General features: G+C 66.9%; 17 protein-coding genes and 1 pseudogene. 8 read left to right on the top strand and 10 right to left on the bottom strand.

The genetic code is table 11. From position 1 onward, the window contains the following. Positions 1-46 precede the first annotated feature (46 nt). From AAFL97_RS19675 to AAFL97_RS19685, 3 genes are all read right to left on the bottom strand, one after another. Complete coding sequence (locus AAFL97_RS19675) at positions 47-2,887, bottom strand: DUF6531 domain-containing protein (protein WP_341646367.1); 2,841 nt, start codon at positions 2,885-2,887, stop codon at positions 47-49. Positions 2,888-2,897: 10 nt separating this feature from the next. Continuing rightward, positions 2,898-5,078 carry a type VI secretion system Vgr family protein gene (locus AAFL97_RS19680; RefSeq protein WP_341646368.1) on the bottom strand — a complete coding sequence of 727 codons (2,181 nt, stop codon included), beginning with the start codon at positions 5,076-5,078 and terminating at the stop codon, positions 2,898-2,900. A gap of 303 nt (positions 5,079-5,381) precedes the next feature. After that, on the bottom strand, positions 5,382-6,707 hold the full coding sequence (locus tag AAFL97_RS19685; RefSeq protein WP_341646369.1) for a tryptophan--tRNA ligase: 1,326 nt from the start codon (positions 6,705-6,707) through the stop codon (positions 5,382-5,384). Positions 6,708-6,880: 173 nt separating this feature from the next. Here AAFL97_RS19685 and AAFL97_RS19690 point away from each other — a divergent pair, with 173 nt between their 5' ends. Next, complete coding sequence (locus AAFL97_RS19690) at positions 6,881-7,726, top strand: mechanosensitive ion channel family protein (protein WP_341646370.1); 846 nt, start codon at positions 6,881-6,883, stop codon at positions 7,724-7,726. Between the two features lie 87 nt (positions 7,727-7,813). Here AAFL97_RS19690 and AAFL97_RS19695 read toward each other — a convergent pair whose 3' ends face one another. The 3 genes from AAFL97_RS19695 to AAFL97_RS19705 form a co-directional block, all read right to left on the bottom strand. Further along, positions 7,814-8,077, bottom strand: a complete 264-nt coding sequence (locus AAFL97_RS19695; protein WP_341646371.1) for a hypothetical protein — start codon at positions 8,075-8,077, stop codon at positions 7,814-7,816. A 108-nt stretch (positions 8,078-8,185) separates the two neighbouring features. After that, complete coding sequence (locus AAFL97_RS19700; protein WP_341646372.1) at positions 8,186-8,809, bottom strand: transmembrane anchor protein; 624 nt, start codon at positions 8,807-8,809, stop codon at positions 8,186-8,188. A 23-nt stretch (positions 8,810-8,832) separates the two neighbouring features. Then, positions 8,833-9,576 (bottom strand): HupE/UreJ family protein, encoded by a 744-nt coding sequence (locus AAFL97_RS19705; protein ID WP_341646373.1) that lies wholly within the window; start codon positions 9,574-9,576, stop codon positions 8,833-8,835. 461 nt (positions 9,577-10,037) lie between these two features. On the opposite strand from AAFL97_RS19705, the gene AAFL97_RS19710 reads away from it, so the two are divergent. The 3 genes from AAFL97_RS19710 to nudC are packed head-to-tail and all read left to right on the top strand — an operon-like array spanning position 10,038 to position 12,878. Next, the gene (locus AAFL97_RS19710; RefSeq protein WP_341646374.1) at positions 10,038-10,670 is read left to right on the top strand and encodes a DOMON-like domain-containing protein; all 633 of its coding nucleotides are present in this window, start codon (positions 10,038-10,040) and stop codon (positions 10,668-10,670) included. Beyond that, positions 10,670-11,890 (top strand): exo-beta-N-acetylmuramidase NamZ family protein, encoded by a 1,221-nt coding sequence (locus AAFL97_RS19715; protein ID WP_445954510.1) that lies wholly within the window; start codon positions 10,670-10,672, stop codon positions 11,888-11,890. Before AAFL97_RS19710 ends, AAFL97_RS19715 begins: the two co-directional genes overlap by 1 nt. 10 nt (positions 11,891-11,900) lie before the next feature. Then, positions 11,901-12,878, top strand: coding sequence for an NAD(+) diphosphatase (nudC, locus tag AAFL97_RS19720; RefSeq protein ID WP_341646375.1), 978 nt, complete (start codon positions 11,901-11,903; stop codon positions 12,876-12,878). Positions 12,879-12,906: 28 nt separating this feature from the next. Here the strand turns inward: nudC and AAFL97_RS19725 are convergent, their stop codons facing one another. Next, on the bottom strand, positions 12,907-14,637 hold the full coding sequence (locus tag AAFL97_RS19725; RefSeq protein ID WP_341646376.1) for a C13 family peptidase: 1,731 nt from the start codon (positions 14,635-14,637) through the stop codon (positions 12,907-12,909). 152 nt (positions 14,638-14,789) lie between these two features. Here AAFL97_RS19725 and AAFL97_RS19730 point away from each other — a divergent pair, with 152 nt between their 5' ends. From AAFL97_RS19730 to AAFL97_RS19745, 4 genes are all read left to right on the top strand, one after another. Beyond that, positions 14,790-15,734 (top strand): ribose-phosphate diphosphokinase, encoded by a 945-nt coding sequence (locus AAFL97_RS19730; protein ID WP_341646377.1) that lies wholly within the window; start codon positions 14,790-14,792, stop codon positions 15,732-15,734. A 121-nt stretch (positions 15,735-15,855) separates the two neighbouring features. Continuing rightward, positions 15,856-17,493: a methyl-accepting chemotaxis protein gene (locus AAFL97_RS19735; protein WP_341646378.1), complete on the top strand. Its 1,638-nt coding sequence runs from the start codon at positions 15,856-15,858 to the stop codon at positions 17,491-17,493. Positions 17,494-17,708: 215 nt separating this feature from the next. Next, positions 17,709-19,766 carry a carbon starvation CstA family protein gene (locus AAFL97_RS19740; RefSeq protein WP_445954511.1) on the top strand — a complete coding sequence of 686 codons (2,058 nt, stop codon included), beginning with the start codon at positions 17,709-17,711 and terminating at the stop codon, positions 19,764-19,766. After that, positions 19,759-20,166 (top strand): YbdD/YjiX family protein, encoded by a 408-nt coding sequence (locus AAFL97_RS19745; RefSeq protein WP_341646379.1) that lies wholly within the window; start codon positions 19,759-19,761, stop codon positions 20,164-20,166. The genes AAFL97_RS19740 and AAFL97_RS19745 overlap by 8 nt, the downstream gene beginning before the upstream one ends. Positions 20,167-20,267: 101 nt before the next feature. Here AAFL97_RS19745 and trxA read toward each other — a convergent pair whose 3' ends face one another. From trxA to metH, 3 genes and pseudogenes are all read right to left on the bottom strand, one after another. Then, positions 20,268-20,639, bottom strand: a complete 372-nt coding sequence (gene trxA, locus AAFL97_RS19750) for a thioredoxin (protein WP_263460435.1) — start codon at positions 20,637-20,639, stop codon at positions 20,268-20,270. A gap of 93 nt (positions 20,640-20,732) precedes the next feature. Beyond that, positions 20,733-22,553, bottom strand: coding sequence for an ATP-binding protein (locus AAFL97_RS19755; protein ID WP_341646380.1), 1,821 nt, complete (start codon positions 22,551-22,553; stop codon positions 20,733-20,735). A gap of 88 nt (positions 22,554-22,641) precedes the next feature. Next, positions 22,642-26,365: pseudogene (metH, locus tag AAFL97_RS19760) on the bottom strand (methionine synthase). Positions 26,366-26,397: the final 32 nt, after the last annotated feature.

The raw sequence follows: 26,397 nt of genomic DNA on the forward strand, positions 1-26,397 counted from the left end.
TACGCGTAGCCGACGGTGGTGATCATGCCGTCTGCGTCGCTTCGTTTCAGTTGAACCAGGCGATGTGCGCCATCGTAACCCAGCTCAAGACGGGTGCCGTCGGCCCGGAGTTGTTCGATGAGATTACCCGCCCCATCATGGCGGTTGCGCGTACCGGCCAGGCTGTGGATGCGATTGTCCAGGCAGCGCGCAGGGCCGCTCGCGTCCGGGCCGAACTCCATGAGGGGGTTGAACCCTGGATCATAGATGCGTTCGCGCACGATGCGTGTCCATTCTTCGCCGCTGGGCCGGCGCCTTGATTCGTGTTCAGCGTCGAGCCGGTTGCCGGCAGGGTCGAACCGGTAGTGGTGTTCGAGGAGCCCGTGCCGGCTGGCGGTGAGCCGGCCCGAGGCATCGTAGGCATAGGTGATCGGGCCGCTGGCATTGTCGTGGAGATCGACGAGCAAGCCGAGCACGTCGTACCGATAGCTGCGTTCCCAAGGGGGCCGAGGGCGGGCACGAAGCGGCTGGCCCTGAGCTGCCCGCGTTCGCCATAGCGGTGGGTCTCGGTGAAGACGGGATCCGTACCGGATTCGGTGCGGACCTGGCGTTCGATCGCCCGATGCAGGACATCGCGTTCGATGTCCAGTGCCATGCCGTCCAGCCGGATGCCGTGCACGTGGCCAGGGCCATAGGTCAGCCACTGCACGGTGGGCGCATCGCCCAGCGTGAGCGTGCCTGGCCGGCCGGCGGCATCGAAGCGATGCGCGCAGGCGTATTGCCAGCCGTCGACATGGGTTTGGGCTTCCTGACTGAGGCGGCCGGCCGTATCGAAACCCAGGCGCACTTGTGCAGCGGGGCTGTCGAAGCTCGCCAGTTGCCCGTCGGCACGCCAGTGGAAGGTCTCCGTGATGGCCGCTGCGTATGCGGTGGCGGGCAGGTGACGGCGGGTAGGCCGGCCAACCTTGTCATGTTCGTAGGTGGTGACGGGTTCGTCCGGCAGGCTGGCTTCGCAGTGGGCAATGAGTTCACCGGCGAGGTTATAGCGGTAGCGCTGGGTGCGACCGTCGAAGCCCGTCTCGGCGACGAGACGGTCGAGCGCATCGTAGGCGAAGCCGCTCACCGCGCCGTTCTCGTTCTGGAGCTCGATGAGCCGCCCGGCCTGATCGTAGCGATAGTGCTGGGTCAGCCCGCCCGCATCCATGAAGGTGCTCAGTCGGCCGAAGCGGTCCCAGGCCAATCGTTCCATCTTGCCGTCGGGGCGTTCGAGGGTAATGAGGCGCCCGAGCGCATCGTAGCTGTAGCGCGTGCTTTGTCTGGCCGCGTCTGTCTGGACGATGAGACGCCCGATCGAATCGTAAGCGTAAGTCGTGGCCTCGCCCAGGGCGTTGGTGACGCCGACAAGCCGGCCTTCCGGGTCGTAGCTGAAACGGGTAGCATGCCCCGAGCAGTCGGTGTGTGTCGTGAGCTGGCCCAGCGCATTCCATGCGAGCCGCCGTTCACGACCGCCGGAGACGATCGAGGTGGGGCGATCGGGCAAGCGTGGATCCTCATAGCGGTAGCGGGTTTCGTGTCCACCCGGCTCGCGCACGATGAGCGGATTGGCGCGCTCATCGCGCTCGATATGCCAGGCAAGGCCTTCCGGACCTTCGATGGCGAGAACTTCGCCGCTGTCCTCGTCCAGACGGTAGCGCCAGGCGCTGCCATCGGGCAGGATGCGGGCCACGAGCCGCCCCTGGCCATCGAGCCGTTCGCGGGTGACGCGCTCAAGTGCGTCGATGCGGGCTACACGATGGCCAAAACCGTCGTACTCGAAGCGCTCCGTGCTGCCGTCGGCGCGGGTATACGCTGTCCAGCGCGTATCGGCCCCCTCGCCTTCGAAGTGGTAGGTTTCGGTGCGTCCCAGGCTGTCGGTGACGATGGTGTGATCGGCGTGGTAAGCGTATTGGCGGCTCAGGCCATCCACTTCGCGCTGCTGCACGACCCGACCTTGCGCATCCCAGGTGTATTGCACTTCGAGTCCGTCGGGACGGCCGTGGGCGACGAGGCGACCGTGCCGCCATGCAAAACTGCGTATGTGCTGCCCTGCACGGTCGAAGAGCGCGAGAAGTTCGCCCTTACCGCTGTATTGGTAACGTACCAGCCAGTCGGCCTGCGCATCAGCATCGAGCAAGCCTTGCCAAGGCTGGCCGGGCACGGTCAGCGCTACGCCGGCCAGGCGCACTTCGTTGCCAAAGTAGCGATAGGCAAAACGATAATGGCGGCCGGCGCTGTCGCGTACGACCGCCAACAGGCCATCAGGAAGCCAGCCGAACTGCGTGGCATAGTGGTTGCGATCGAACTGGGTGTGCAAGCGATAGGTGCCCGCCACCGGTGCAAAATGGAAATACTGCCCGCCCGCCAGCACAAAAACCGCTTCTGGATTGCGGCGCAAGACTTCGGGCACGCCAGCCCAGCGGCCTTCCCACGGCGTGGATGCGGTTTCGCCGCGCCGAATCCACAGCCGTTCGCTGGGCGAGAAGCGTGCCTCGCCGGGCTCGAGCGCACCGAAGGTGATGCGGCGCCCCTGGCCGTCGATGACGACCGTGGCTGCAGGCGACAGCTCCAGGCCCACGCCTTCGCCTGGAATCGACCAGCCCTGGCCGAGCATGCCCACGCGCATATCGTTGGAAGCATAACTGCGTGCGAACACGAAGGGTTGCGGCGCCGACAGGGCGAAATCGGTTTCGGCCGGCAGCAATTTGACGCCGAGCAGCGGATTGACCGGGGCGCCGACCGCCGGCTCGCACACCGGGCAGCGATCCGCCTTGCCTTCGGCTGCATCGCCGATCAGCACCGTCGCCGAACCGGTGACGATGACGCCCTTCGAGACCGAGTCCGACACGCGGGCCGCGGGTTTGCCACTCATTGCTTATCCTTCAACAATTGATCTTGACCAGCGAGGACAGGATCTCGATCAGTTGCGGTGTCAGGCGTAGGGTGCTGGAGCCGCAACTGAGCACGATTTCTTCGCTGCCCGAGAGTTCGATGCGCTTTGCATCGATCTTGCATTCTCCCGAGACCTTCAGCGTATCGTCCTCCCCGATCTCGGTGTTCCGGCTGCCGCTGACCTGCTCACGTTTGTTTGCGCCGGTCATCTCGATGCGCTGACCTGCGACGATGGAGCTGTGCAGCACGCCGATATTTTCCGCATGAACAAGGCCGACGTTGACATTCGAAACCATGCCGACGTTCTGCATGTAGGCCATGGAGATGGTCTCGGTCTTGTTCTTGCCGACCTTGATGGACCAGTTCTTGCCGATGCGGTCGGTCTCGTTGTTGTCGACCTTCTTGGTGCGGCTCTTGTGGATGGTGACCGATTCGTTGAGGTCGACCGTACGTGTGCGGTTCTTGTGCACGGTGAGGGTTTCGTCCAGATCCACCTCCTCGGTGCGCCAGCCATGGACGTTGATCTTCTCGTTGCGATCGACGATCTCGGTGCGGTCGCGGTGGATGGTGTTGAACTCGTCACGGTCGATCTCTTTCCTGCGGTCGTTGCCGACCCACTTGGATTCGTCGTGCTCGACTTCGGTCAGGTAGTCCTTCTGGGCATGGAACCAGACCTGCTCCTGGCCCTTCTTGTCTTCGAAGCGCAACGCGTTGGCGTCGCCGGGGCCGTCGCGCAGGCCTTCGCCGGCGGCGCCGCCCTTGCTCGAGCGGGTGAGCACGCCCGACTGGGTCTGGTTGGCCGGCAGCGGCCAGGGCGGCATCTGCTCGGCGTTATAGACGCGCCCGGTGATGATCGGGCGGTCCGGATCGCCGTGCTCGAAGTCGACGATGACTTCCTGGCCGATGCGCGGGATGTGGATCGCGCCGAAGCCCGAACCCGCCCAGGGCGAGGCGACCCGGATCCAGCAGGTGTCGGTGCCGTCGCGCGCACCGTAGCGGTCCCAGTGGAAATGCACCTTGACCCGGCCGTATTCGTCGGTGTGGATCTCTTCGCCCGGCGGGCCGACCACCACCGCGGTTTCCACCCCGCGGGTGCGCGGCTTGGGTGTGGCCAGCGGCGGGCGGAAGGGGCGCTCGGCGGGGATGGCTTCGACGTCGACGTGGAAGCGGCTGGCGGTGCTGCCGACGCTGCCTTCGTAGTCGTTGTCGGCGATGTCGTAGCTGACGGCGATGAGCGTCAGCTCACGGTTCTGGTCGGCGCGCGGGTGCTCGGCGAGCGTGAGCCGGTGGCCCGGGGCGGCGCCGCGCACGCGGCCCGACAGGTGCACGGTTTCCTGTTCGCGCTGCAGGCGCTCGAGGGTGTTGGCGGCGTACTGGCTGCCGTCGCCGGTGTCGAGGTAGTCGCCGGGGTAGTGAAAGCGCGTGTAGTGGTCGAACAGGTGGCCGCGCGGGTCGGCGTGCTCGGTGGTCAGATCCGACGAGGGGCGCTCGAAGTCGTAGTCGGCGTGGATCAGCCGGCCCGGCTCGACGCGCCGGGTCAGGCGCCAGGCATCGAAGTGGTCGCGGTCCGGGCGCGTCTGCACGCCGCTGTAGTAGGAGACGGTGGCGTAGCCGGGACATTCGGGGTGGGCCGACAGGTGGTCGGCCAGCACCAGGGTCTCGCCGTCGGCGCCGTGCTCGAACCAGAAGAAGATGCCCTCGTGTTCGAGCTGGCGGCAGATGAAGGAGAGGTCCGTCTCGCGGTACTGCACCAGGTAGGTCCAGCGCTTGTAGCGGGCCTTGAGCCGCATGTCGAAGCGCACCGCGTTCTCGCCCAGTACCTGGTACAGGATGTCGGGCACGGTCTGGTTCTGCCAGATGCGAAAGTCCGCGCGCCGCGAGGCGTGCCACAGCCGCGGGGCAACGGTGGCTTCATAGACCCAGTGACGGCCTTCGTGGCCGATCGCGGCAAAGTCGATCATCTGGCCAGAGAGGTAGCGCCGGCCGCGGCGGTCGGTCTCCAGTTCGATCGCGCAGCGTTCGCCGATCATCGCCTGGCAGTCCAGGTCGGCCGAAAGCGACTTGAAGCGCACCGTGAAACGGTACAGCGAGGACAGGGCTTCGCGCCCCGTCACGCTTACCGCCCACAGCGTGTCGCCAAGGGGGGTGTGGGCGACCAGAAGACGGTTCATGGCCGTAGCTCCTGTATCGATCTATGAAAAGCGACAACGTTAACATATGAAAAATATATATTCAAATATTATTGACATACTCCATATGGATTAATCCGCACCCAAAATCTGCCGTCCTTCGAAAATGGGAGCCTCGAATGACGCGATGTTTGCGGGGGAAATCGGCGGCGGCGAGACCGCCCTTGTCCGCCACGAGGTGATCGACCGGAGGCTCGGCACCATCGTCAGGCGAACAACATGCAGGCCGACGGACGGCGGTTCGGGACGGTGCCGGCCAGCCACCGCGCCGAACCGCCTTAGGGCTCATTCGAGGAAGGCTGCCAGCGCAGCGCGCAGCGCGGCTTCATCCACTCCTTCGGCCAGCACCGCGACCTTCGCGCCATCCAGCCACAGCGCCTCGCCCTTCAGTTCGAAGGCGGCACCCTGCTTCAGCGCCGACAGCACGGTACCGGCATCGCGCGGCGAGGCGAAACCTTCGCCCTGCAGCAGCAGGCTGCCGCCGGCATCGACCAGCTTGAAGTGGAAGCGGCCGTCGGCCTCGCGGTATTGCTTGAACTGCGGCAGCGCCGCCTTGGCCTTTTCCGCCGCGGCCGCCGGGCGGGCGATGTCGGACAGATTGCGCAGGCCGACGGCGTGGCGCAGCTCGTTGATGAAGGGCGTGGCGATCGCGCGCGCCTTGGCCGCGCCTTCGAGCAGCAGCTTTTCGATCTGCGAGGGGTCGGCGACCAGGGCCTCGTATTTCTCGCGCATCGGCGCCACGCTGGCCTCGATCTTGTCGAACAAGGCCTGCTTGGCCTCGCCCCAGGCGATGCCTTCCTCGAACGCGGTGCGCATCGCGCGCGTTTCCTCGGCGCTGGAGAAAGCCTGGTAGAGCTCGAACAGTGCGGAACCGTCGGCGTCCTTGGGCTCGCCCGGCGCCTTCGAGTCGGTGACGATGGAGTAGATCACCTTCTTCAGTTCCGCCGGGCTGCAGAACAGCGGAATCGTATTGTCGTAGCTCTTGCTCATCTTGCGCCCGTCCAGCCCCGGCAGCGTGGCGACCGAGGCGTCGATGGCCGCTTCGGGCAGCACGAAGTGCTCGCCGTACAGGTGGTTGAAGCTGCCGGCCATGTCGCGCGCCATCTCGATGTGCTGGATCTGGTCGCGCCCGACCGGCACCGTGTGCGCCTTGAACATCAGGATGTCGGCGGCCATCAGCACCGGGTACATGTACAGGCCCATGTTCACGCCGGCGTCCGGATCGACGCCTTCGGCGGTGTTCTTGTCGACCGCCGCCTTGTAGGCGTGGGCACGGTTCAGCAGGCCCTTGCCGGCAACGCAGCTCAGCAGCCAGGTCAGTTCGGGAATCTCGGGGATGTCGGACTGGCGGTAGAACCACACATGGCTGGTGTCGAGCCCGGCGGCGAGCCAGGTGGCGGCGATCTCCAGCGTCGAGCGCTGCACACGCAGCGGGTCGGTGGTGCTGATCAGCGCATGGTAGTCGGCCAGGAAGTAGAAGCTCTCCACCCCCGCCTGGCGGCTGGCGGCGATGGCCGGGCGGATGGCGCCGGCGTAGTTGCCGAGGTGGGGCGTGCCCGAAGGCTTGATGCCGGTGAGGACGCGCTGGACGGAAGGCTTGCTGGCGGACATGGATCGCTCCGGCGGAAACGGGACAAAGACCGCGAGTTTAACGGCTTCCGCACACGGCTTGTAACGTGCGCCAGCCGCGAGCCTGCGATAAGGTAAGGCCCCTGCGGCAAGACTGCCACCCCCAAAGGCAGACGCAAACCCCTCCCCGGATAACAAAAAGGACTTCCACGCCCATGCTCGACAGACTGGCCCATCTCGACTGGATCCAGACCTACGCCCTGCCCTGGAGCATCAACCTGCTGCTCGCCATCGGCACCTTCGTCATCGGCCGCTGGATCGCCGGCGGCATCGTCGCGGTGGCGCGCAGGCTGCTGACACGCGCCCGCCTCGACGGCATCCTGGTGAATTTCATCCTGTCGATCCTGCAGGGCGTGCTGCTGCTGGTCGTCGTCATCGCCGCACTGAACCGCCTCGGCATCGACACCACCTCGCTGGTGGCGCTGATCGGCGCGGCCGGCCTGGCGGTCGGCCTGGCGCTGCAGGACTCGCTGAAGAACTTCGCCGCCGGCGTGATGCTGATCCTGTTCCGCCCCTTCAAGGCCGGCGACTTCGTCGAGGCCGGCGGCACCTCGGGCACGGTCGAAAAGATCAACATCTTCAGCTCCACGTTCCGCACCGTCGACAACCGCGAGATCATCATCCCCAACGGCGCGATCTACGCCGGCGTGATCACCAACTACTCGGCCCGCCCGACGCGCCGCATCGACCTGCTGCTGCGCATCAGCTACGACGACGACATCCGCCGGGTCAAGGCGATCATCGGCCAGGTGCTGAAGAACGATGCGCGGATACTGGCCGATCCCGAACCCTTCGTCGGCGTGGCCGACCTCGGCGAACACAGCGTGAACCTGCACGTGCGCCCCTGGGTCGCCACCGCCGACCACTTTGCGACGATGTGCGACCTGAAGGAAAAACTGAAGGTCGCCTTCGACGAAAACGGCATCACCATCCCCTATCCGCAGATGGACATGCACCAGCGCCTCGTGCAGGTGCCGGCCAACGGCACGAAGGGGGCCTGACGAGGAGGACGCCGGACGCTACCGAACCGACAGGCGAGGCGACCTCCGGCAAATGGGCGGCACGGACCCGGCCGCAGCCTCGAACAATCAGTTCCTGCGGCCGGGCGATCGATCAGGCGCCTGAGGCTGCGCCGCTGCAGACGGCTTCTTCTCGGCGTCGCACCGCTCTTTCAGCTTCCTTACTTCCGGATAGGCCACATCGCTGACATATCGGTCCGTATCCGCCAATTGCTCGCAGGTCTCGGGGATCTCCTTTTCATCGTCGTCATGCGCGCCGGGGTGGGCCATGGCGAACGGCGACGCGAGCGATGCGCCGGCCATGGCGGCGATCAGGAACGGACAAATCTTCATTTCACTCTCTCCTGGTGGTAAAGCCCGGTTCGCGCGCCGGGCCGGGGAGGCCTTCGGCCATCTGCCATACGCTCGGGGCCGGAAATCCCTTCGTGCCCGACAGAAGGGTCACGGAACACGCTTCATTTCCATGTATTGGCCACGTGCGCGCACGGTCACCGTCACATCGGCATCTCCGCGATTCCGCCAGAACCAGCCGTGGTTGCCGTCGAACGCGGCCTCGATGCTGCCATCCTTCGCTGCTGCTGCGCGCCCTTTTTCGTAGCTGATCGACTGTTCGCCGCCGTCATCGCCATGCAGGTCGAAATTCACCACGCCACCCTCGGCGATCCAGCTGAACTGCGCCTGTTCGCCAGCCCGCATGCTCAGCTTTATCTCGGTCCCCTGGCCGGGCGCAAGCACCACTTGCATCTCGTCGCGCCAGGCAGAAGCGTCTGCCACCCGCGATGCCGCTCCGGGCTGCGCAGCCACAGCAGCTCCCGCCGCTGGCGCGGCATTGGCCGCATTCCGCGCGGCGTCGGCGGCGGCTTCATCGGCCAGTTGCGCCTTGATCTCCCCCATCTCCGTCAGCCCCAGTATGCGGCCGAGCCCCGTGGGATCGATCGCATATTCGGCGGGCAGAACGATGGTGACCAGAATCGCGATCGCAGCGACGAATGCGACAAGCGTCGAGCGCAGCAATTGCCTCGAAGTGGGCAGTTCGTCGAGCGTTGGTTTGGAAACGTTGTACATGAGGTGCATTCTCCGCGTGCAGTTCAGGCGACGAAATAGCCGGTGAGCTGGTAGCCGGTGAGGACGAATCCGGCACACATCAGCACGACGTTGGCGGCATAGGCATGGCGCCAGAAGCCCGCTGTCCGGCGCCAGAAGCCCATTACGATGAGAATCGCGCCGAGCGCGAGCAACTGCCCGATCTCGACGCCGACATTGAATGCCAGCAGATTCGGCATCAGACCGTCCGGCGAGATGTCGTATTCGATGATCTTCGTCGCCAGGCCGAGTCCATGAAAGAGTCCGAAAACGATCGTCGCGGCTCTGGTGTCGGGTTGAAACCCGAGCCAGCGCTGAAACGCACCGATGTTGTCGAGCGCCTTATAAACAACCGAAAGGCCGATGATCGCGTCGATGAGGTAGCTGTTGATCCCGATATTGAAATACACGCCAAGCAGCATCGTGGCCGAGTGGCCGACGGCAAACAGGGTCACGTACAGGGCGATGTCCTTCATCCGGTACAGGAAGAAGATCACGCCGAGCAGGAACAGAATATGGTCGTACCCTGTCGCCATGTGCTTTGCCCCCAGATACATGAAGGGAGCCGGATGGATGCCGAGGATCTCCTGGATGTAGCCCTTGTCGCCTTCGGCGACTGCATGGGCCAAAGCCCGATCGGCGCCCACGAGCAGGAAAAGTGCAACCGCGAGCAAGGGGAAAACCCGGCTCCAGGCCGGCCAATGGCGACCGGATGCCATTTCGGCAAACCTTCCATGCATCTGCGTCATGCCTCGCTACCCTTCGGAAACCCCGGTCGAACGGGATCCGTGCGCGACCTCATCCACCGGAACAACGATGGAGATTCGGCCAGAACGTGCGGCCTGCCGGGCGACAGGCCGCAATCAACAGGGCATGCGGAGATGCCGGCATGAAGCCGGCCAGGGATGCAAACCGAAGCAGGAGGCCAAGCGTCGGCATGGCGCCTGAATCGGTTTCCAGGCGCTTTCGAGTACGGCGATTTCCAGATCGCCCAATGCCGGTACGCTGCGATTGGTCAAGCAGATGGCTCCAGGTCAAGGCCAGCGCCCGGCAGTATCCGTTGCCGGGAAACCGATCGTCAATCGGTTTTCGAGCCGATCCACTGCCACCTCGAAGCCTGCACCGGCCCGGCGAACCGGCTACCATTGCGCCTGCACCAAACGGGGGCGCCGCCTCCGCCCGCTCCAACCCCACCCGCATCGATCCCATCGTGAGCCTGCCCACACCCGAACGCCCCAGCGTGCCGACCATCACCATCGGCCTGCGCCCCCACCCCTCGACAACGCCGGCCGACCCTGCGGATTCCGCCTCGCCGGTCGGCATGCTGCTGGCCACGATGTATGCCCCGCCGGAAGGCGGCGCGGTGTTCGAGTTCAAGCTCGAAGACAGCCGGCTCGACGCCATCCGCATCCCGCCCGAGGCCGAACCCGACGCCGCGGACGAGTTGTGGAAGCACACCTGTTTCGAAGCCTTCGTCGGCGTCCCGGGCGAAGCGGGCTACCGCGAATTCAACTTTTCGCCATCCGGCCGGTGGGCGATCTACGACTTTCACGCCCCACGCGAGCGCAACGTGGACTTCCAGGCCGACGCCGGCCCATCGATCCGCTTCGCGCGGGACGGCGACGCCGCCTGGCTGGAAGCGCGCGTGCCCGCCGCCGCGCTGCCCGCGGTAGCGCCCGGCGCCGATCTCGAAATCGGCCTGGCCGCGGTCGTCGAACGCAGCGACGGCGAACTCGAATACTGGGCGTTGAGCCATCCCGCGCCGCAGCCCGACTTCCATGCCCGCAACGGCTTCGTGCTGGCGCTGAAGACCTGGGCCGCCGACACGCACGGGAAGCGCTGATGGGCGCAATCCGCTTCGGCCTCGACCGCCTGCTGACCGACGCCGCGCTGCGCCGCCCGCTGGCCGGCCGCCGTGTCGCCCTGCTCGCCCATCCCGCCTCGGTGACGCGCGGGCTGGCGCATTCGCTCGATGCGCTGGCCGCGCTGCCCGACCTCCGCCTGTCCGCCGCCTTCGGCCCGCAGCACGGCCTGCGCGGCGACAAGCAGGACAACATGGTCGAGTCGCCCGACTACACCGACCCGCTGCACGGCATCCCGGTGTTCAGCCTGTACGGCGAGGTGCGCCGGCCCACGGCGGCGATGATGGACGGCTTCGACGTGCTGCTGGTCGATCTGCAGGACCTCGGCTGCCGCATCTACACCTTCATCACCACGCTGCGCTACGTGCTCGAGGAAGCCGCACGCCACGACAAGTCGGTGTGGGTGCTCGACCGCCCCAACCCCACCGGCCGGCCGGTGGAAGGCACGCTGCTGCGCGCCGGCTGGGAGAGCTTCGTCGGCGCCGGCCCGCTGCCGATGCGCCACGGCCTGACGATGGGCGAACTGGCACGCTGGTTCGTCGCCACGCTGAAGCTCGACGTCGATTGCCAGGTGATCGGGATGGAAGGCTGGCAGCCCGACGCTGCCCCCGGCCACGGCTGGCCGCTGGGCGAGCGAAGCTGGATCAACCCCAGCCCCAACGCCCCCAACCTGTCGATGGCACGCGCCTATGCCGGCACCGTGATGCTGGAAGGCACGACGCTGTCCGAAGGCCGCGGCACCACCCGCCCGCTGGAGCTGTTCGGCGCACCCGGGCTCGACGCCCGCGCCATCATCGCCGAGATGCGCGCACTCGCGCCCGACTGGCTGCGCGGCTGCGTGCTGCGCGACTGCTGGTTCGAGCCGACTTTCCACAAGCATGCCGGCAAGCTGTGCAACGGCGTGCAGATCCACGTCGAAGACCCGGTCCACTACGACCACACCGCCTTCCGTCCGTGGCGGCTGCAGGCGCTGGCCTTCAAGGCGATCCACCGGCTGTGGCCGGACTACCCGCTGTGGCGCGACTTCGGCTACGAGTACGAGTTCGAGCGCCTGGCGATCGATCTCATCAACGGCTCGCCGCTGCTGCGCGAATGGGTGGACGACCCCGCCGCCGCGCCGGCCGACCTCGACGGCCCGGCGCGCGCCGACGAAGCCGCATGGCTCGAAACCCGCCGGCCTTTCCTGCTCTATCCCGCCTGAACGCCCCGCCATGCCCATGCACGCATACGACCGCTCCGCCATCATCGGCTTCGGCTTCAACCCGCTGGACCGCCTGTCCGACAAGCGCCAGGACGAAGACTACGTCCGCCAGGCCAGGCAGGCGGCGGATACGCGCTTCGTCGTCCATGGCGGCGACGAGCCCCTGCTGATGCAGCGTGACGCGGCCTGCGACGCCTTGTTCAGCGTGCCGCAACTGGCCGCGCTGCAGGCGGCGCTGCCGCCGGGGCAGCATGAGCCGGTCTGCGAAGTCTTCCTCGGCCGGCTGCCGGACGGCACGGCGCTGTTCGCGCTGGATTTCGGCGCCGGGCTGGCCGATGCCGTCGCCGGCCTGCCGGGGCTGGCACTGCGCAGCCTGCGCACGGTGGCGATGCAGGGCGAACTGGACCACGCGCTGCTGGGCGAGCTCGGCGGCGCCAAGGCGGTGCTCGACTGGCACCGCCGCCACCGCTTCTGTGCCCAGTGCGGCGCGCCCAGCCGCATGGTCGCGGGCGGCTGGCGGCGCGACTGCGATGCCTGCGGGGCGCAGCATTTCCCGCGCGTCGATCCGGTGGTGATCATGCTGGCGATCGACGGCGAACGCTGCCTGCTCGGCCGCCAGCCGCGCTTTGCGACCGGCATGTATTCGACGCTGGCCGGCTTCGTCGAACCGGGCGAGACGATCGAGGACGCGGTGCGCCGCGAAATCCTCGAAGAAGCCGGCGTGCCCTGTTCCACGGTGCGCTACTTCGCCTCGCAGCCCTGGCCCTTCCCCTCGTCGCTGATGATCGGCTGCTTCGCCCAGGCGCAGGGCACGGCCATCACCATCGACACCACCGAACTGGACGACGCCCGCTGGTTCAGCCGCGCCGAAGTCGCCGGGATGCTGGCCGGCACCCACGCCCAGGGCTTGTCGGCGCCGCTACCGTACGCGATTGCGCATCACCTGATGCGGGCTTTCGTGGATGAAGGCGAGGCCTTGTTGCGGTAGATCGCAGCCCGCCCCCGCCACCATTTCGCTACTCCGCCGACTGCACCCGCCAGCGCCGCAACTGCTCGCGGATCGGCGCCGGCGCGGCGATCACCGGGCGCGAGTGCTCCTCTTCCGCCAGCTCCTCGCCCGCGCCGCCTTCGCCCTGGATGCCGGCGATGTCCTCGCGCTCCCAGGTTTCCACCAGGCCGCGCGCCTTGTCGAAGGCGTCGATGAAGGACACGCCGGGCGCGAGCGATTCCTTGAAGTAGGCACGGCCGAAATAGGTGAAGTCGTTGTCGTCGGCGCAGCCGAACGAAGTCCGGTCGTGGCGCGCGGAGGTGATGACCAGCGTGCCTTCGTCGCCGATCGCGTCGACGAAGCCGCCGGAGTAGCAGGCCGACACCACCACCACTTTCCAGCGGATGCCGCTCTCGCGCAGCATCTCGCCCAACGCCGCGGCCGGCAGGTCGGGCATGTCGACGCCGGCGAGCTTGAAAGTCAGTTCGTGCGCTTCGGAGCCATGGCTGGTCAGGAAGAGGAACAGGATGTCCTGTTCCACGTCCATGCTGTCCGCCACTGCGCGCAGCGCCCGGCGCAGGCTGGTCCGGGTCGCCAGCGGCACGGCATCGACGCTGCTGCGGCTGTTGACCAGGGTCAGCGAGCGGCCGGCCGTGCCGAAGTCGCGGTCGAACTGGCTGCGCACGAACTCGACTTCGCGGCGGAACACTTCTTCCCGGCCGTCGCCCGCCACCGCCAGCAGGTAGAGGTCGATGCGCGCCGGATCCTGCGGCTGCAGGGCTTGCAGCTGGCGTTCGAGCAGGGCCGACTGGGCGTACAGCGCGGTTTCGACGTTGCGCTGGCGCAGCGCCTCGGCCGCCGGATCATGCAGTTTGCCGCGCCGCCAGGTGCCGCTGTCGCGCGTGCGTCCGTCCGGCTTGGGCCGCGCATACGTCATCGTGCCTTCACCGTCGTACAGGCCCCAGGCGAAGCCGCCGCGGTATTCGTCGCCGTCGGCGTTGCGGAAGACGCCCTGGCCGTGGAAGCGCCAGTTGTCGAAGTCGCCCTCGTAGCGGGCGCCGTTCTTCATGCTCGCCCTGCCCTTGCCGCTGAGCGCACCGGCGACGAAACTGCCTTCGAAGACGTTGCCCTGGGCGTCGGTGAAGCGGCCTTCGCCGTTCGGCTCCCAGTCGACGAGCTCGCCTTCGTAGCGGCGATCGTCGTGGATGACCAGCATGCTGCCGACCGGCTCGTCGTCCTCGAAGCGGCCGATGTAGATGCGGCCGTCGGCCAGCTCCAGGCGGCCTTCGCCATGGAAGCGGCCCTTCCTGAAGCCCCCTTCGTAGACTTCGCCATTGGCACGGACGTAGCGCCCGTGGCCGTCGAACTCGTCGGCGCGGAATTCGCCTTCGTATTCCGAGCCGTCGGCGAAGCGCATTCGCCCCTTGCCCTGCATCAGGCCGTTGTCGAAGCCGCCTTCGTAGCGCCAGCCCGACGCGCCGGCCGCCACCCCCGTGCCATGCGACAGCCCTTCGACGAAAGCGCCTTCGCGATAGGCGCCGTTGCGCCACTCGATGCGGCCCTGACCGTGCAGCGTGCCGTCGCGCAAGCCGCCGCGATAGACGCCGCCATCCGGCGTCACCGCGTCGGCCGCGCGCGCGGGCGCGGCTGCGGACAGCAATGCGGCAAGGAGCAGGCCGGCCAGCGCCGAACGGCGAAAGGGCGCGTGCCGAGCGGAAGGAGAAGCGGCCGAGGCGGCGGCGGCAAACGGAACGGACATCGGCAAGGTCTGGCTGGAAAATCGATCCAGCCGGCATCCTACCCGCCGCGCCCCCTTCCCCCAAGACCCGAGTCGGAGTAAAAGAGGGCGCGCCGACGCATGCTGCCCACACGCAGCCGCGCCCCGATCCACCCACACAAGCGAGACATCCCGTGATCGACCACGGCCTACAGATCTTTGCCGGCAACGCCAGCCGGGAACTTGCCGGCGAAATCTGCCAGCGGCTCGGCATCCGCCCCGGCCGGCTCGACATCTCCCGCTTCTCCAACGACAACCTGCGCGTGCAGATCCAGGAAAACGTCCGCGAACGCGACGTGTACGTGGTGCAGTCCTTCACCGAGCCGGTGAGCGAGCACATCATGGAGCTGATGATCACGCTCGACGCCATGCGCAGCGCGTCGGCCCGCCGCATCACCGCGGTGATTCCCTACTATTCCTACGCCCGTTCGGACAAGAAGGACGCGCCGCGCATCTCGATCACCGGCCGGCTGATCGCCGACATGCTGAAGACCGCCGGCGCCGACCGCGTGCTAACGATGGACCTGCACGCCGACCAGGTGCATGGCTTCTTCAGCGTGCCGGTCGACCACCTGACCGCGGTGCCGGCCATCGCCGAGCATTTCCGCCGCCACTACGACTTGTCGAACATGGTCGCGGTGGCGACCGACGCCGGCGGCGCCAAGCGCGTCGGCCGCTTCTCGGAGCGGCTGGGCATTCCGATGGCAATCATCGACAAGCGCCGCGTCAGCGACACCGACGTCAAGCACGGCGAAGTGGTCGGCGACGTGCGCGGACGCGACGTGGTGATCTTCGAGGACGAGATCTCGACCGGCGGCACGCTGGTGTCCTCGGCCGCGACGCTGCGCGCCGCCGGCGCGCGCAGCGTGCATGCCGGCGCGACGCACGGCGTGCTGTGCGGCCCGGCGATCGAGCGCCTGCGCGACGCGGCGATCGACTCGGTGGTGGTCAGCAACACCGTCGCCCTGGCGGCGCACAAACGCCTGCCCAAGATCACCTCGCTGAGCGTCGCACCGCTGTTCGCCGCGGCGATCGAGCGCATCCATGGCGGCCAGAGCGTGGGGGCGCTGTTCGAATGAGATGACGATGTTCTCCGAGGCCGGACCATACGGCTTGACTCGACAGGCCTTCAGGATCCGGCGGAGCGTGCCGATAAGCCCATGACGCAGCCGCTCTCCTCTTCCGACCTCCGAGAACATCATGAACTGGTTCGACAACTTCAGCCTGCGGACGAAGCTGATTTTCAATTTCGTCCTCTCCAGCAGCCTGCTCATCGCAGCAATCTTGATCTGCTATGTGCAGATCGACCGGATGGACGATCTTTCGGACGAAGTCTCCAATCACATCCTCCCTTCGCTGACGCAGACCACGGCGATGAGCGAAGGGAGGATGCGTTACCGCATCCGCAGCCTGGAATTCATGCTCGCCTCAAGCAGCGCCGAGCGGAACAAGACCGAACAGTCGCTGATGGATATCGACAGCAAGCTGGGCAGCGCCATCGAGGAGTACCGCAAGCTCGCCACCGATCCCCAGTCCCGCACCCTGCTCGACAATTTCACCAAGGCCGTGTCCGCCTACCGCGACACGGTGATGAAGGCAGTGGCGATGGTCAGGAGCGGCCGCGAACTCGAAGCCATGCAGTTGCAGCGCACCGAGTGGTTCAGCGCAGGCAACCGGGTCGCCATCGCCACCACGGAACTGGTCAAGCACACTAACGAGCAGGCCGAAGCACAGCGCAAGGCAAGCGCCGAAGCCGCCGCCCATGCCAAACGGATGGCAATCGGTGCGCTGGTGCTCGGCACCCTGCTTGCCACCCTGGTCTCCATCCTGCTGGCGCGGCGGATCGGCACCCGCCTCGACCATGCGGTCGACATCGCCAACGGTATCGCCAACGGCCGTCTCGGCCAGACCGCGGCAAACCGGTCGATTGCAGGCAAGGACGAAATCGGCAAGCTGCTGGGCGCCATCGATGCCATGCGCGAATCGCTGCGCGTGACCATCGGCGAGACGCGTGATGCCTCGTCCCACCTGTCCGCCTCCGCCGAAGAACTCAGCAAGGGCGTGAATGAGCTCGAAGCCAGCGTGGACGCCCAGAGTTCGGAAGCATCGAACATCGCCGCGAGCGTCGAGGAAGTCACGGTGTCGATCAGCGAGGTGGCGAACCGAACCAACGAGGCCAGTGCCGCGGCGCGGGACTCCGACACCAAGGCGCGCGAGGGCCGTGAAGTGCTGCGCAAGCTGGAACTGGACATCGACCAGGTGTCGGCGGTCGTCAGAACGGCGTCGGACGGTATCGGCAGCCTTGCCGAAGAATCGAAGAAGATCTCGGCCATCGTCAATGTCATCAAGGACATTGCCGATCAGACCAATCTGCTCGCGCTCAATGCCGCGATCGAGGCCGCCCGCGCGGGCGAGCAGGGCCGCGGCTTCGCGGTCGTGGCCGACGAAGTGCGCAAGCTGGCGGAACGGACGACCCAATCCACCGGCGAGATCACCGCCATGGTCGATACCATCCAGCAATCCACCCGCCAGGTGGTCACGCGCATCGATGATGGCGTTGCAGCCGTCGAGCGCAGCGTGGTGCATGCCCGCGACGCAGGCAGCAGCATCGAATCACTGCTCGCGATCGCGCGCCGGGTTTCCGACCTGATCGGCGACATCGACATCGCCCTTCGCGAACAATCGGAGGCCTCGACCGTGGTGGCGCGCAGCGTGGAGCAGATCGCCAGCAACGCCGAGCAGATCCATACCGTCACTTCGGCAAGTTCGCGCTCGGCCGAAAGCCTGCGCGCCATGGCCCGCCAGATGCAAGGCAACGTCAGCCGCTTCAGCCTCTGAAGCGCCGTACCGAACCCTCCAGACCCCCTCTCGACCGAGACGGCAGACAAAGCTACCCGCTGGGCATAGAATAAGCTGGCCCGGTGCATCCGGGCGCTCAAAACAACACTATACTCACCCCAGTGGAGCACCGTGGCCGCTTCCGCCCTCCGTCTGCCTGCACAGCAAGCGCGCAAGCAGAGTCGGTGCCGCTGCAGCATCTGGAGAACTCTCCCATGATATCCAAACTGGTCTGGTTACTCGTCGCCCTGGTCGGGGCGGCGGGTTTCGCCATGCTTGCCCTGAGCCGGGGCGAGCACGTGAACGCAGCATGGCTGATCCTGGCGGCAGTATCCTGCTATGCCATCGCCTATCGCTTCTACAGCAAGTTCATCGCCGAGAAGGTGTTCGAGCTCGACGACCGGCGCATGACGCCGGCCGTGCGGCGCAACGACGGCCTGGACTACGTACCGACCAACAAGTGGGTGCTGTTCGGCCATCACTTCGCCGCGATCGCCGGCGCCGGCCCGCTGGTCGGCCCGATCCTGGCGGCGCAGATGGGCTACCTGCCCGGCACCATCTGGATCCTGGTCGGCGTGATGCTGGCCGGCGCGGTGCAGGATTTCCTCGTGCTGTTCATCTCGGCGCGGCGCGACGGCCGTTCGCTGGGCGAGATGGCCAAGCAGGAGCTGGGCTCCTTCGCCGGCGTGATCGTCATGCTGGGCACGCTGGGGGTGATGATCATCATCCTGTCGGCGCTGGCGCTGGTGGTGGTCAAGGCGCTGGCCGAAAGCCCGTGGGGCACCTTCACCATCGCCGCGACGATCCCGATCGCGATCTTCATGGGCGTCTACATGCGCTTCATCCGCCCGGGGCACATCGCCGAGATTTCGGTGATCGGCTTCGTACTGATGATGGCCGCGATCATCTTCGGCGAGGACATCGCCCACCACGAGTACTGGGGCCCGTTCTTCACCATGACCGGCCCGCAGCTGACGCTGGCGCTGGTGATCTACGGCTTCGTCGCCTCGGTGCTGCCGGTGTGGCTGCTGCTGGCGCCGCGCGACTACCTGTCGACCTTCCTGAAGCTGGGCGTGATCATCGGCCTGGCGATCGGCATCCTGGTCTCGCTGCCCGACCTGAAGATGCCGGCGATGACCCAGTTCGTCGACGGTTCCGGCCCGGTGTTCTCCGGCAGCCTGTTCCCCTTCCTGTTCATCACCATCGCCTGCGGCGCGATCTCGGGCTTCCATGCGCTGGTGTCCTCGGGCACCACGCCCAAGCTGATCGAGCGTGAGTCGCACATGCGCGTGATCGGCTACGGCGCGATGATCGGCGAGTCGCTGGTCGCGATCATGGCGATGATCTGCGCGACGATCCTCGACCCGGGCATCTACTTCGCGCTGAACTCGCCGGCCGCCGTCATCGGCACCACGGTCGAATCCGCGGCGCAGGTGATCAACGGCTGGGGCTTCACGGTGACGCCGGAAATCCTCGCCCAGATGGCCAAGGACGTCGGCGAGCACAGCATCCTGTCGCGCGCGGGCGGTGCGCCGACCTTCGCCGTGGGCATGGCGGTGATCATCACCGACCTGTTCAACAGCAAGGCGATGATGGCGTTCTGGTATCACTTCGCGATCCTGTTCGAGGCGCTGTTCATCCTCACCGCGGTCGATGCCGGCACGCGTGCCTGCCGCTTCATGGTGCAGGATCTGGCCGGCACCTTCATCCCCGGCATGAGCCAGACCCGCAGTCTGGCCGGCAACCTGCTCGGCACCGCGGTGGCCGTCTCGGGCTGGGGCTACTTCGTCTATCAGGGCACGGTCGATCCGCTGGGCGGCATCAACACGCTGTGGCCGCTGTTCGGCATCGGCAACCAGATGCTCGCCGCAATGGCATTGCTGCTGGGCACTGCGGTGCTGTTCAAAATGAAGAAGGAGCGCTACGCCTGGGTGACGGTGGTGCCGACGGTGTTCCTGCTGATCACCACGATGACCGCCGGCTGGCTGAAGATCTTCAGCCCGGATCCGAAGGTCGGTTTCCTCGCGCTGGCCAACCGCTTCAACGAAGCTGCGGCCCAGGGCACCATCCTGGCGCCGGCCAGGAGCATCGAGGAGATGTCGCGCGTCGCCTTCAACAACCAGATCAACGCGGCGCTATGCGCTTTCTTCATGATCGTGGCGGTGGTGATGCTGGTGGCGGTGGTCATCAACATCCGCAAGGCGCTCGCCAGCACCACGCCGACGGCGAACGAAGTGGCGCCGGCCTACCAGTCCGAGCCCGCCCGTGCTTGATCTTTCCTACCTCACCGGCCGCAAGCCGGCCGGCGCCGCCGAGGCGCCGGCCGCGGCCGCCGGGGAAGCAGCCGCAGCGGCGGCCGGGCTGGACGACGCCTATGCGCGCTACGTCGCCGAGACGCGCGCGCAGCAGGCGGACGCCGTACCGATGTCCGAAGCCGAGTTCGAGCGCTACAGCCTGGGTTCGAACTGGCTTTCGGGCCTGCGCGACGCCGCGCGCAAAGTGGTGCAGACCTGCCGTCTCGTGATCGGCATCCACGACTACGAGTACTATCTGGACCACATGCGCTCGCGCCACCCGGAGGCGACGCCCTTCACCCGCGAGGAGTTCTACCGCTACTGCCTGGAGGCGCGCTATCCCAGCGCCGAGCGCAGCGGCAGCCGATGCCCCTGCTGAAGACCGGCAACGGCGAGACGTAAGAAACGGCGGCCCGGACATTCTCCGGAGCCGCCGTTTCCTTGTGCACCACGGGCAGCGCGCCGCCCACGGCGCAGGCTTCAGCCCTGCTGTTTCTGCTGCTCGGCGATCTCCGCCCGCACCTGATCCATGTCGAGGCCGCGCACGCCGTCGATGACCTGCTTGAGCGCGCTGGCCGGCAAGGCGCCCGACTCGCGGAACACCATGATGCCTTCGCGGATCACCGCGATGGTCGGAATCGAGCGGATCTGGAAGGTGGCCGCCAGTTCCTGCTGGGCTTCGGTGTCGATCTTGCCGAAGACGATGTCGGGGTTCTCGTCGGACGCTGCTTCGTAGGTCGGCGCGAAACTGCGGCAGGGGCCGCACCAGGCCGCCCAGAAATCGATGAAGACGATCGGATTCTGCTCCAGCACGTCGTTGAAGTTGTCGGCGGTGAGTTCGAGGGTGGCCATGTCGGCGGGCTCCGTTGGATCGAGGCTGCCGATGCTACCGGACTGTGGCGTCCCGCCCAAGCACGGAACACAGGCGACGGCCCGCGGCGATGCTCAGCTTGCCGCCCGGCCGCCGGCCTTGAGCACGGCTTCGACCCGCTCGTACAGTAGACCGATGTTGAGCGGCTTGGTCAGGAAGTCGTCCATCCCCGCGGCCAGGCAGATCTGGCGATCTTCCTCGCGCGCACTGGCCGTCATGGCCAGGATCGGGATCCTCGGCCGCCCGGTTTCGCGCTCGTGGGCACGAATCCGCCGCGTCGCCTCCAGGCCGTCCATCACCGGCATCTGCAGGTCCATCAGCACCAGGTCGAAGTTGCCGCCGACCACTTTCTCCAGCCCCTGCAGGCCATCCTCGGCAACCGTCAGGTCGTAGCCGCGCCGTGTCAGCAGCGCCACCGCGAGCTTCTGGTTGATCGGGTTGTCCTCGACCACGAGGATGGCAGCACCCTTGCCCAGCACAGGCGCGGGCGGCGCATCGGCGGCGGGCGCTGCCTCGGCCGCTTCGGCATCCGGCGCCGCGTATTCGAAGCGCAGCGTGAAGAAGAAGCGGCTGCCCCGGCCCGGCTTGCTGTCCACGCCCAGCATGCCGCCCATCAGCTCGACCAGGCGGTAGGAGATCGACAGCCCCAGGCCGGTGCCGCCGAACCTGCGCGAAGTCGAGGTATCCGCCTGGGCGAAGGCATCGAACACCATCGCCTGCACCTCGGGATCGATGCCGATGCCGGTGTCCTTGACCGAGAAGACGACGTCGGCCATGCCGCCGCCCCTACCGCTCACCGAAGCCGACACCACCACTTCGCCCTGCTGGGTGAACTTGATCGCGTTGCCGATCAGGTTGGTCAGCACCTGCTTGAGCCGCAGCGCGTCGCCGAGCACCCTGCGCGGCAGGTCCGGCGGCAGCTCGAGCCTCAGTTCCAGCCCCTTGGACTTGGCCGGCGCGGACAGCACGCGGGTGGCGAGATCCAGGGTCTCGTGCAGATCGAAAGGCTCGTGTTCGATATCGACCTTGCCGGCCTCGATCTTGGAGAAGTCGAGGATGTCGTTGAGGATGCGCAGCAGCGAATCGGCCGAAGCCTGGATCATGCGCAGATGCTCGGGCACCTCGGGGTCCTGCGGATCCATCAGCGCAAGCTCGGTGAGGCCGATGATGCCGTTCATCGGCGTGCGGATCTCGTGGCTCATGTTGGCCAGGAACTGGCTCTTGGTGCGGTTGGCGATTTCCGCCTGGTCGCGCGAGGCTTCGAGTTCGGCGATCATGCGGCTGCGCTCGCGGCCGAGCTGGATCGACTCGATCAGCATCGAGCTCAGGTTGTTCGAGCTGTTGATGATGGTGATGCTGAAGACCGGGATCAGCACGATCAGGATCAGATCCGGAATGCCCTGGTAGTCGAGCGCGGCGATCAGCGCGACCGGCAGCACCGACAGCACGGTGTAGCTGGCCAGTGCGGTGCGGGAAGGCGCGAGCGTCGGCATCGCGCCGGCGATGGTGGCGGCGATGATGCCGGCGGTGAAGAAGCGCGCATCGTAGCCGGCGCCGATCATGAACAGCGCCGCCCCGGCCGCCCAGCCCGTCGAGGCCAGCAGCGCGCCGAGCATGTAGCGCCTGAACCAGGTGCCGACTTCATCGACCGAAGGCGCGCGGGCAAAGAAGCGCCGCACCGACAGCACGCGGATGAAGGCCAGCAGCGCCATCGCCCCGGCCCAGCCGAGCGCCGGCGCCATCGCCGCACCGAAGACGATGTTGCCGACCGCCAGCATGACGGCCACCGTCACCAGCGAGATCTGGGCCGGAATGGAATTGCGGTACAGCAGATAGACCGCCTGATGCCAGGAGGCGGGGTCAACCCGGTCATCGGTCAGGCGGGGAAACTTCACGGCACATATATCCGCTACGCATCAGAACGTGGCGAGATTAGCATGGCCGCATTGGCCGGAGCGTGACCCATTCCGCTCCGGCACGCGTTTATAACAAGGGTGCCAGCCAGCGCGCGGCCTCATCCACTTCCATGCCGGTGCGGCGCGCCCAGTCCTCCAACTGGTCGCGACCGATCTTCGGCACGGCGAAATAATGGCTTTCCGGATGGGAGAAATAGAAGCCGCTGACCGCCGCCGCCGGCATCATCGCGTAGCTCTCGGTCAGTTCCATACCGGCGCGCTCGCGGGCGCCGAGCAGCTCGAACAGCGGCCCCTTCACGGTGTGGTCCGGGCAGGCGGGGTAGCCCGGCGCCGGGCGGATGCCGCTGTAGCGCTCGGCGATCAGCGCATCGTTGTCGAGCGCCTCGTCGGCGGCATAACCCCAGCATTCCTTGCGCACGCGCTCGTGCAGCCATTCGGCGCAGGCTTCGGCGAGGCGGTCGGCGAGGCTCTTGAGCATGATGCTGTGGTAGTCGTCGTGCACCGCCTCGAACTCGGCGAGCTTGCCCTCGATGCCGAGGCCGGCGGTGACGGCGAAGGCGCCGATCCAGTCCGGCACGCCGGAATCCTTCGGCGCGATGAAATCGGACAGGCACCAGTGCGGCTTGCCCGCCGGGCGCTCGTGCTGCTGGCGCAGGCCGTGCCAGACCATCGCCAGCTGGCGGCGGTCCTCGCCGGTGTAGATCTCGACGTCGTCGCCCACCGAATTGGCCGGGAACAGGCCGAACACCGCCCTGGCCTGCAGCCAGTTCTCATCGACGATCCGCGCCAGCATCGCCTGGCCGTCCTTGAACACGTTGCGCGCGGTTTCGCCGACGATCTCGTCGTCGAGGATCGCCGGGAAGCGGCCCGCCAGGTCCCAGGTCTGGAAGAACGGGCCCCAGTCGATGTAATCGACCAGGTCGGCCAGCTCGACCTCGATCGCCTGCACGCCGCGCATGTTGGGCACCGGCGGGCGATAGTCGGGCGCGATGCGGAAGGCGTTGGCGCGGGCGGCTTCGACGCCGACCAGTTGCACGCCCTTCTTGTTGGCGTGCAGCGCGCGGATCTTTTCGTAGTCGGCGGCGACTTCGGCCTTGAAGGCGTCGCTCTGCCCTTCGGACAGCAGCGCGGTGACCACGCCCACCGCGCGCGAGGCGTCCGGCACATAGACCACCGGCTGGTCGTAGTGCGGCGCGATCTTGATCGCGGTGTGGTTGCGGCTGGTGGTGGCGCCGCCGATCAGCAGCGGCACCTCGAAACCCTGGCGCTTCATCTCGGCGGCGACGTGGGCCATCTCTTCGAGCGAGGGCGTGATCAGGCCGGACAGGCCGATCGCCTGCGCGCCGTGTTCCTTGGCCGCTTCGAGGATCTTCGCTGCCGGCACCATGACGCCGAGGTCGATGATCTCGTAGCCGTTGCAGCCCAGCACCACGCCGACGATGTTCTTGCCGATGTCGTGCACGTCGCCCTTGACCGTGGCGATGACGATGCGGCCCTTGCTGGCGGCGCCGGTGCGCAGCTTCTCGGCTTCGATGTAGGGGATCAGGTGGGCGACGGCCTGCTTCATCACCCGCGCCGACTTCACCACCTGGGGCAGGAACATCTTGCCGGCACCGAACAGGTCGCCGACCACGTTCATGCCCGCCATCAGCGGGCCTTCGATGACCGCCAGCGGCGGCCGGCCTTCGGCCTCCAGCTTGGCCCGCACCTCTTCGGTGTCGGCGACAACGAACTCGGTGATGCCCTTGACCAGCGCGTGCGACAGGCGCTCTTCCACCGGCCAGGCACGCCAGGCGAGGTCGGGGCCGGTGTCCTTGGCCTGGCCCTTCACCGACTGCGCCATCTCGACCAGCACCTCGCCCGGATTCTGGCCGGACGAGGGCTTGCGGTTCAGCACCACGTCCTCGACCTTCTCGCGCAGCACCGGGTCGAGCTGATCGTAGCACGCCGAGCTGGCCGGCGTTGACGATGCCCATCGACAGGCCGGCCTTGATCGCGTGGTACAGGAAGACGGTGTGGATCGCCTCGCGCACCGGGTCGTTGCCGCGGAAGCTGAAGGACACGTTCGAGACGCCGCCCGAAGTCTTGGCCCAGGGCAGCTTGTGCTTGATCCAGGCCACCGCCTCGATGAAGTCGACCGCGTAGTTGTCGTGCTCCTCGATGCCGGTGGCGATGGCGAAGATGTTGGCGTCGAAGATGATGTCCTCGGGCGGGAAGCCCGCGCCGCCTTCGGCCACCGGCCTGGTCAGCAGGTGGTAGGCGCGCGCGCAGATCTCGGTCTTGCGCGCGAAGGTGTCGGCCTGGCCGGCCTCGTCGAAGGCCATCACGATCACCGCCGCGCCGTAGCGGCGCGCCAGCCGCGCCTGGCGCAGGAACTCGGCCTCGCCTTCCTTCATCGAGATCGAGTTGACCACGCCCTTGCCCTGGATGCACTTCAGGCCGGTCTCGATCACCGACCACTTCGACGAGTCGAGCATGATCGGCACGCGCGAGATGTCCGGCTCGGAGGCGATGAGTTTGCAGAAGCGCTCCATCGCCGCCACCGAATCCAGCATCGCCTCGTCCATGTTGATGTCGATGACCTGGGCGCCGTTCTCGACCTGCTGGCGCGCCACCGCCAGCGCATCGTCGAAGCGGCCTTCGAGGATCATGCGGGCGAAGGCCTTGGAGCCGGTGACGTTGGTGCGCTCGCCGACGTTGACGAACAGGCTGTCGTCGCCGACGTTGAAGGGCTCCAGGCCGGACAGGCGCAGCTTCTTCTCGACCTCGGGCACCTTGCGCGGCGGGAATTCCGCCACCACCCGGGCGATCTCGGCGATGTGCGCCGGCGTGGTGCCGCAACAGCCGCCGACGATGTTCAGCAGCCCGGCCTCGGCCCACTGGCGGATTTCGCCGGCGAGGTGCTCGGGCGTCTCGTCGTAGCCGGTCGGCGACAGCGGATTGGGCAGGCCGGCATTGGGGTGGGCCGACACATGGGTGTCGCAGACGTTGGACAGGTCTTCGACGTACTGGCGCAGTTGGTCGGCGCCGAGCGCGCAGTTCAGGCCGAAGCTGATCGGCTGCGCATGGTTCAGCGAGTTCCAGAAGGCTTCGGCGGTCTGGCCCGACAGCGTGCGGCCGGAGGCGTCGGTGATGGTGCCCGAGATCATCACCGGCGTGCGCTGGCCACCGCTTTTTTCAATCTCGTCGAACAGCTTTTCGACGGCGAACACCGCCGCCTTGGCGTTCAGCGTGTCGAACACCGTCTCGATCAGCAGGATGTCGGCGCCGCCTTCCAGCAGGGCCTTGGCCGACTCGTAGTAGTCGTCGGCGAGCGCGTCGAAACTGATGTTACGAAAACCCGGATCGTTGACGTCGGGCGAGATCGACAGCGTGCGCGAAGTCGGCCCGATGACGCCGGCGCAGAAGCGCGGCTTGGCCGGGTTGCGCGCGGTGTATTCGTCACACAGCCGGCGCACCAGGCGCGCGCCTTCGACGTTGAGCTCGTAGGCGAGCGCTTCGAGGCCGTATTCGGCCTGCGACACGCGGGTGGCGTTGAAGGTGTTGGTCTCGATGATGTCGGCGCCGGCATCGAGATAGGCGCGGTGGATGCCACCGACCACGTCTGGACGCGTCAGCACCAGCAGGTCGTTGTTGCCCTTGAGGTCGCGCGGGTGGTCGAGAAAGCGCTGGCCGCGGTAGTCCGCCTCGCCCAGCGTGTGCTGCTGGATCATCGTGCCCATGGCGCCATCCAGGATCAGGATGCGCTCGGCGAGCAGCTGGCGGAGTTCGGTCGTGCGGTCGGCTTGCATCGGGTGTCACCTCGGTCGTTCGACGATCGCCG

It is taken from the genome of Thauera sp. SDU_THAU2, from assembly GCF_038260575.1.
In the GTDB taxonomy this organism is placed as follows: Bacteria; Pseudomonadota; Gammaproteobacteria; order Burkholderiales; family Rhodocyclaceae; genus Thauera.

Bases quoted from the DNA above. Each gene is read 5' to 3' on its own strand.
- AAFL97_RS19675 (WP_341646367.1), bottom strand. From the start codon at position 2,887: ATGAGTGGCAAACCCGCGGCCCGCGTGTCGGACTCGGTCTCGAAGGGC.
- AAFL97_RS19680 (WP_341646368.1), bottom strand. From the start codon at position 5,078: ATGAACCGTCTTCTGGTCGCCCACACCCCCCTTGGCGACACGCTGTGG.
- AAFL97_RS19685 (WP_341646369.1), bottom strand. From the start codon at position 6,707: ATGTCCGCCAGCAAGCCTTCCGTCCAGCGCGTCCTCACCGGCATCAAG.
- AAFL97_RS19690 (WP_341646370.1), top strand. From the start codon at position 6,881: ATGCTCGACAGACTGGCCCATCTCGACTGGATCCAGACCTACGCCCTG.
- AAFL97_RS19695 (WP_341646371.1), bottom strand. From the start codon at position 8,077: ATGAAGATTTGTCCGTTCCTGATCGCCGCCATGGCCGGCGCATCGCTC.
- AAFL97_RS19700 (WP_341646372.1), bottom strand. From the start codon at position 8,809: ATGTACAACGTTTCCAAACCAACGCTCGACGAACTGCCCACTTCGAGG.
- AAFL97_RS19705 (WP_341646373.1), bottom strand. From the start codon at position 9,576: ATGACGCAGATGCATGGAAGGTTTGCCGAAATGGCATCCGGTCGCCAT.
- AAFL97_RS19715 (WP_445954510.1), top strand. From the start codon at position 10,670: ATGGGCGCAATCCGCTTCGGCCTCGACCGCCTGCTGACCGACGCCGCG.
- nudC (WP_341646375.1), top strand. From the start codon at position 11,901: ATGCCCATGCACGCATACGACCGCTCCGCCATCATCGGCTTCGGCTTC.
- AAFL97_RS19725 (WP_341646376.1), bottom strand. From the start codon at position 14,637: ATGTCCGTTCCGTTTGCCGCCGCCGCCTCGGCCGCTTCTCCTTCCGCT.
- AAFL97_RS19735 (WP_341646378.1), top strand. From the start codon at position 15,856: ATGAACTGGTTCGACAACTTCAGCCTGCGGACGAAGCTGATTTTCAAT.
- AAFL97_RS19740 (WP_445954511.1), top strand. From the start codon at position 17,709: ATGATATCCAAACTGGTCTGGTTACTCGTCGCCCTGGTCGGGGCGGCG.
- trxA (WP_263460435.1), bottom strand. From the start codon at position 20,639: ATGGCCACCCTCGAACTCACCGCCGACAACTTCAACGACGTGCTGGAG.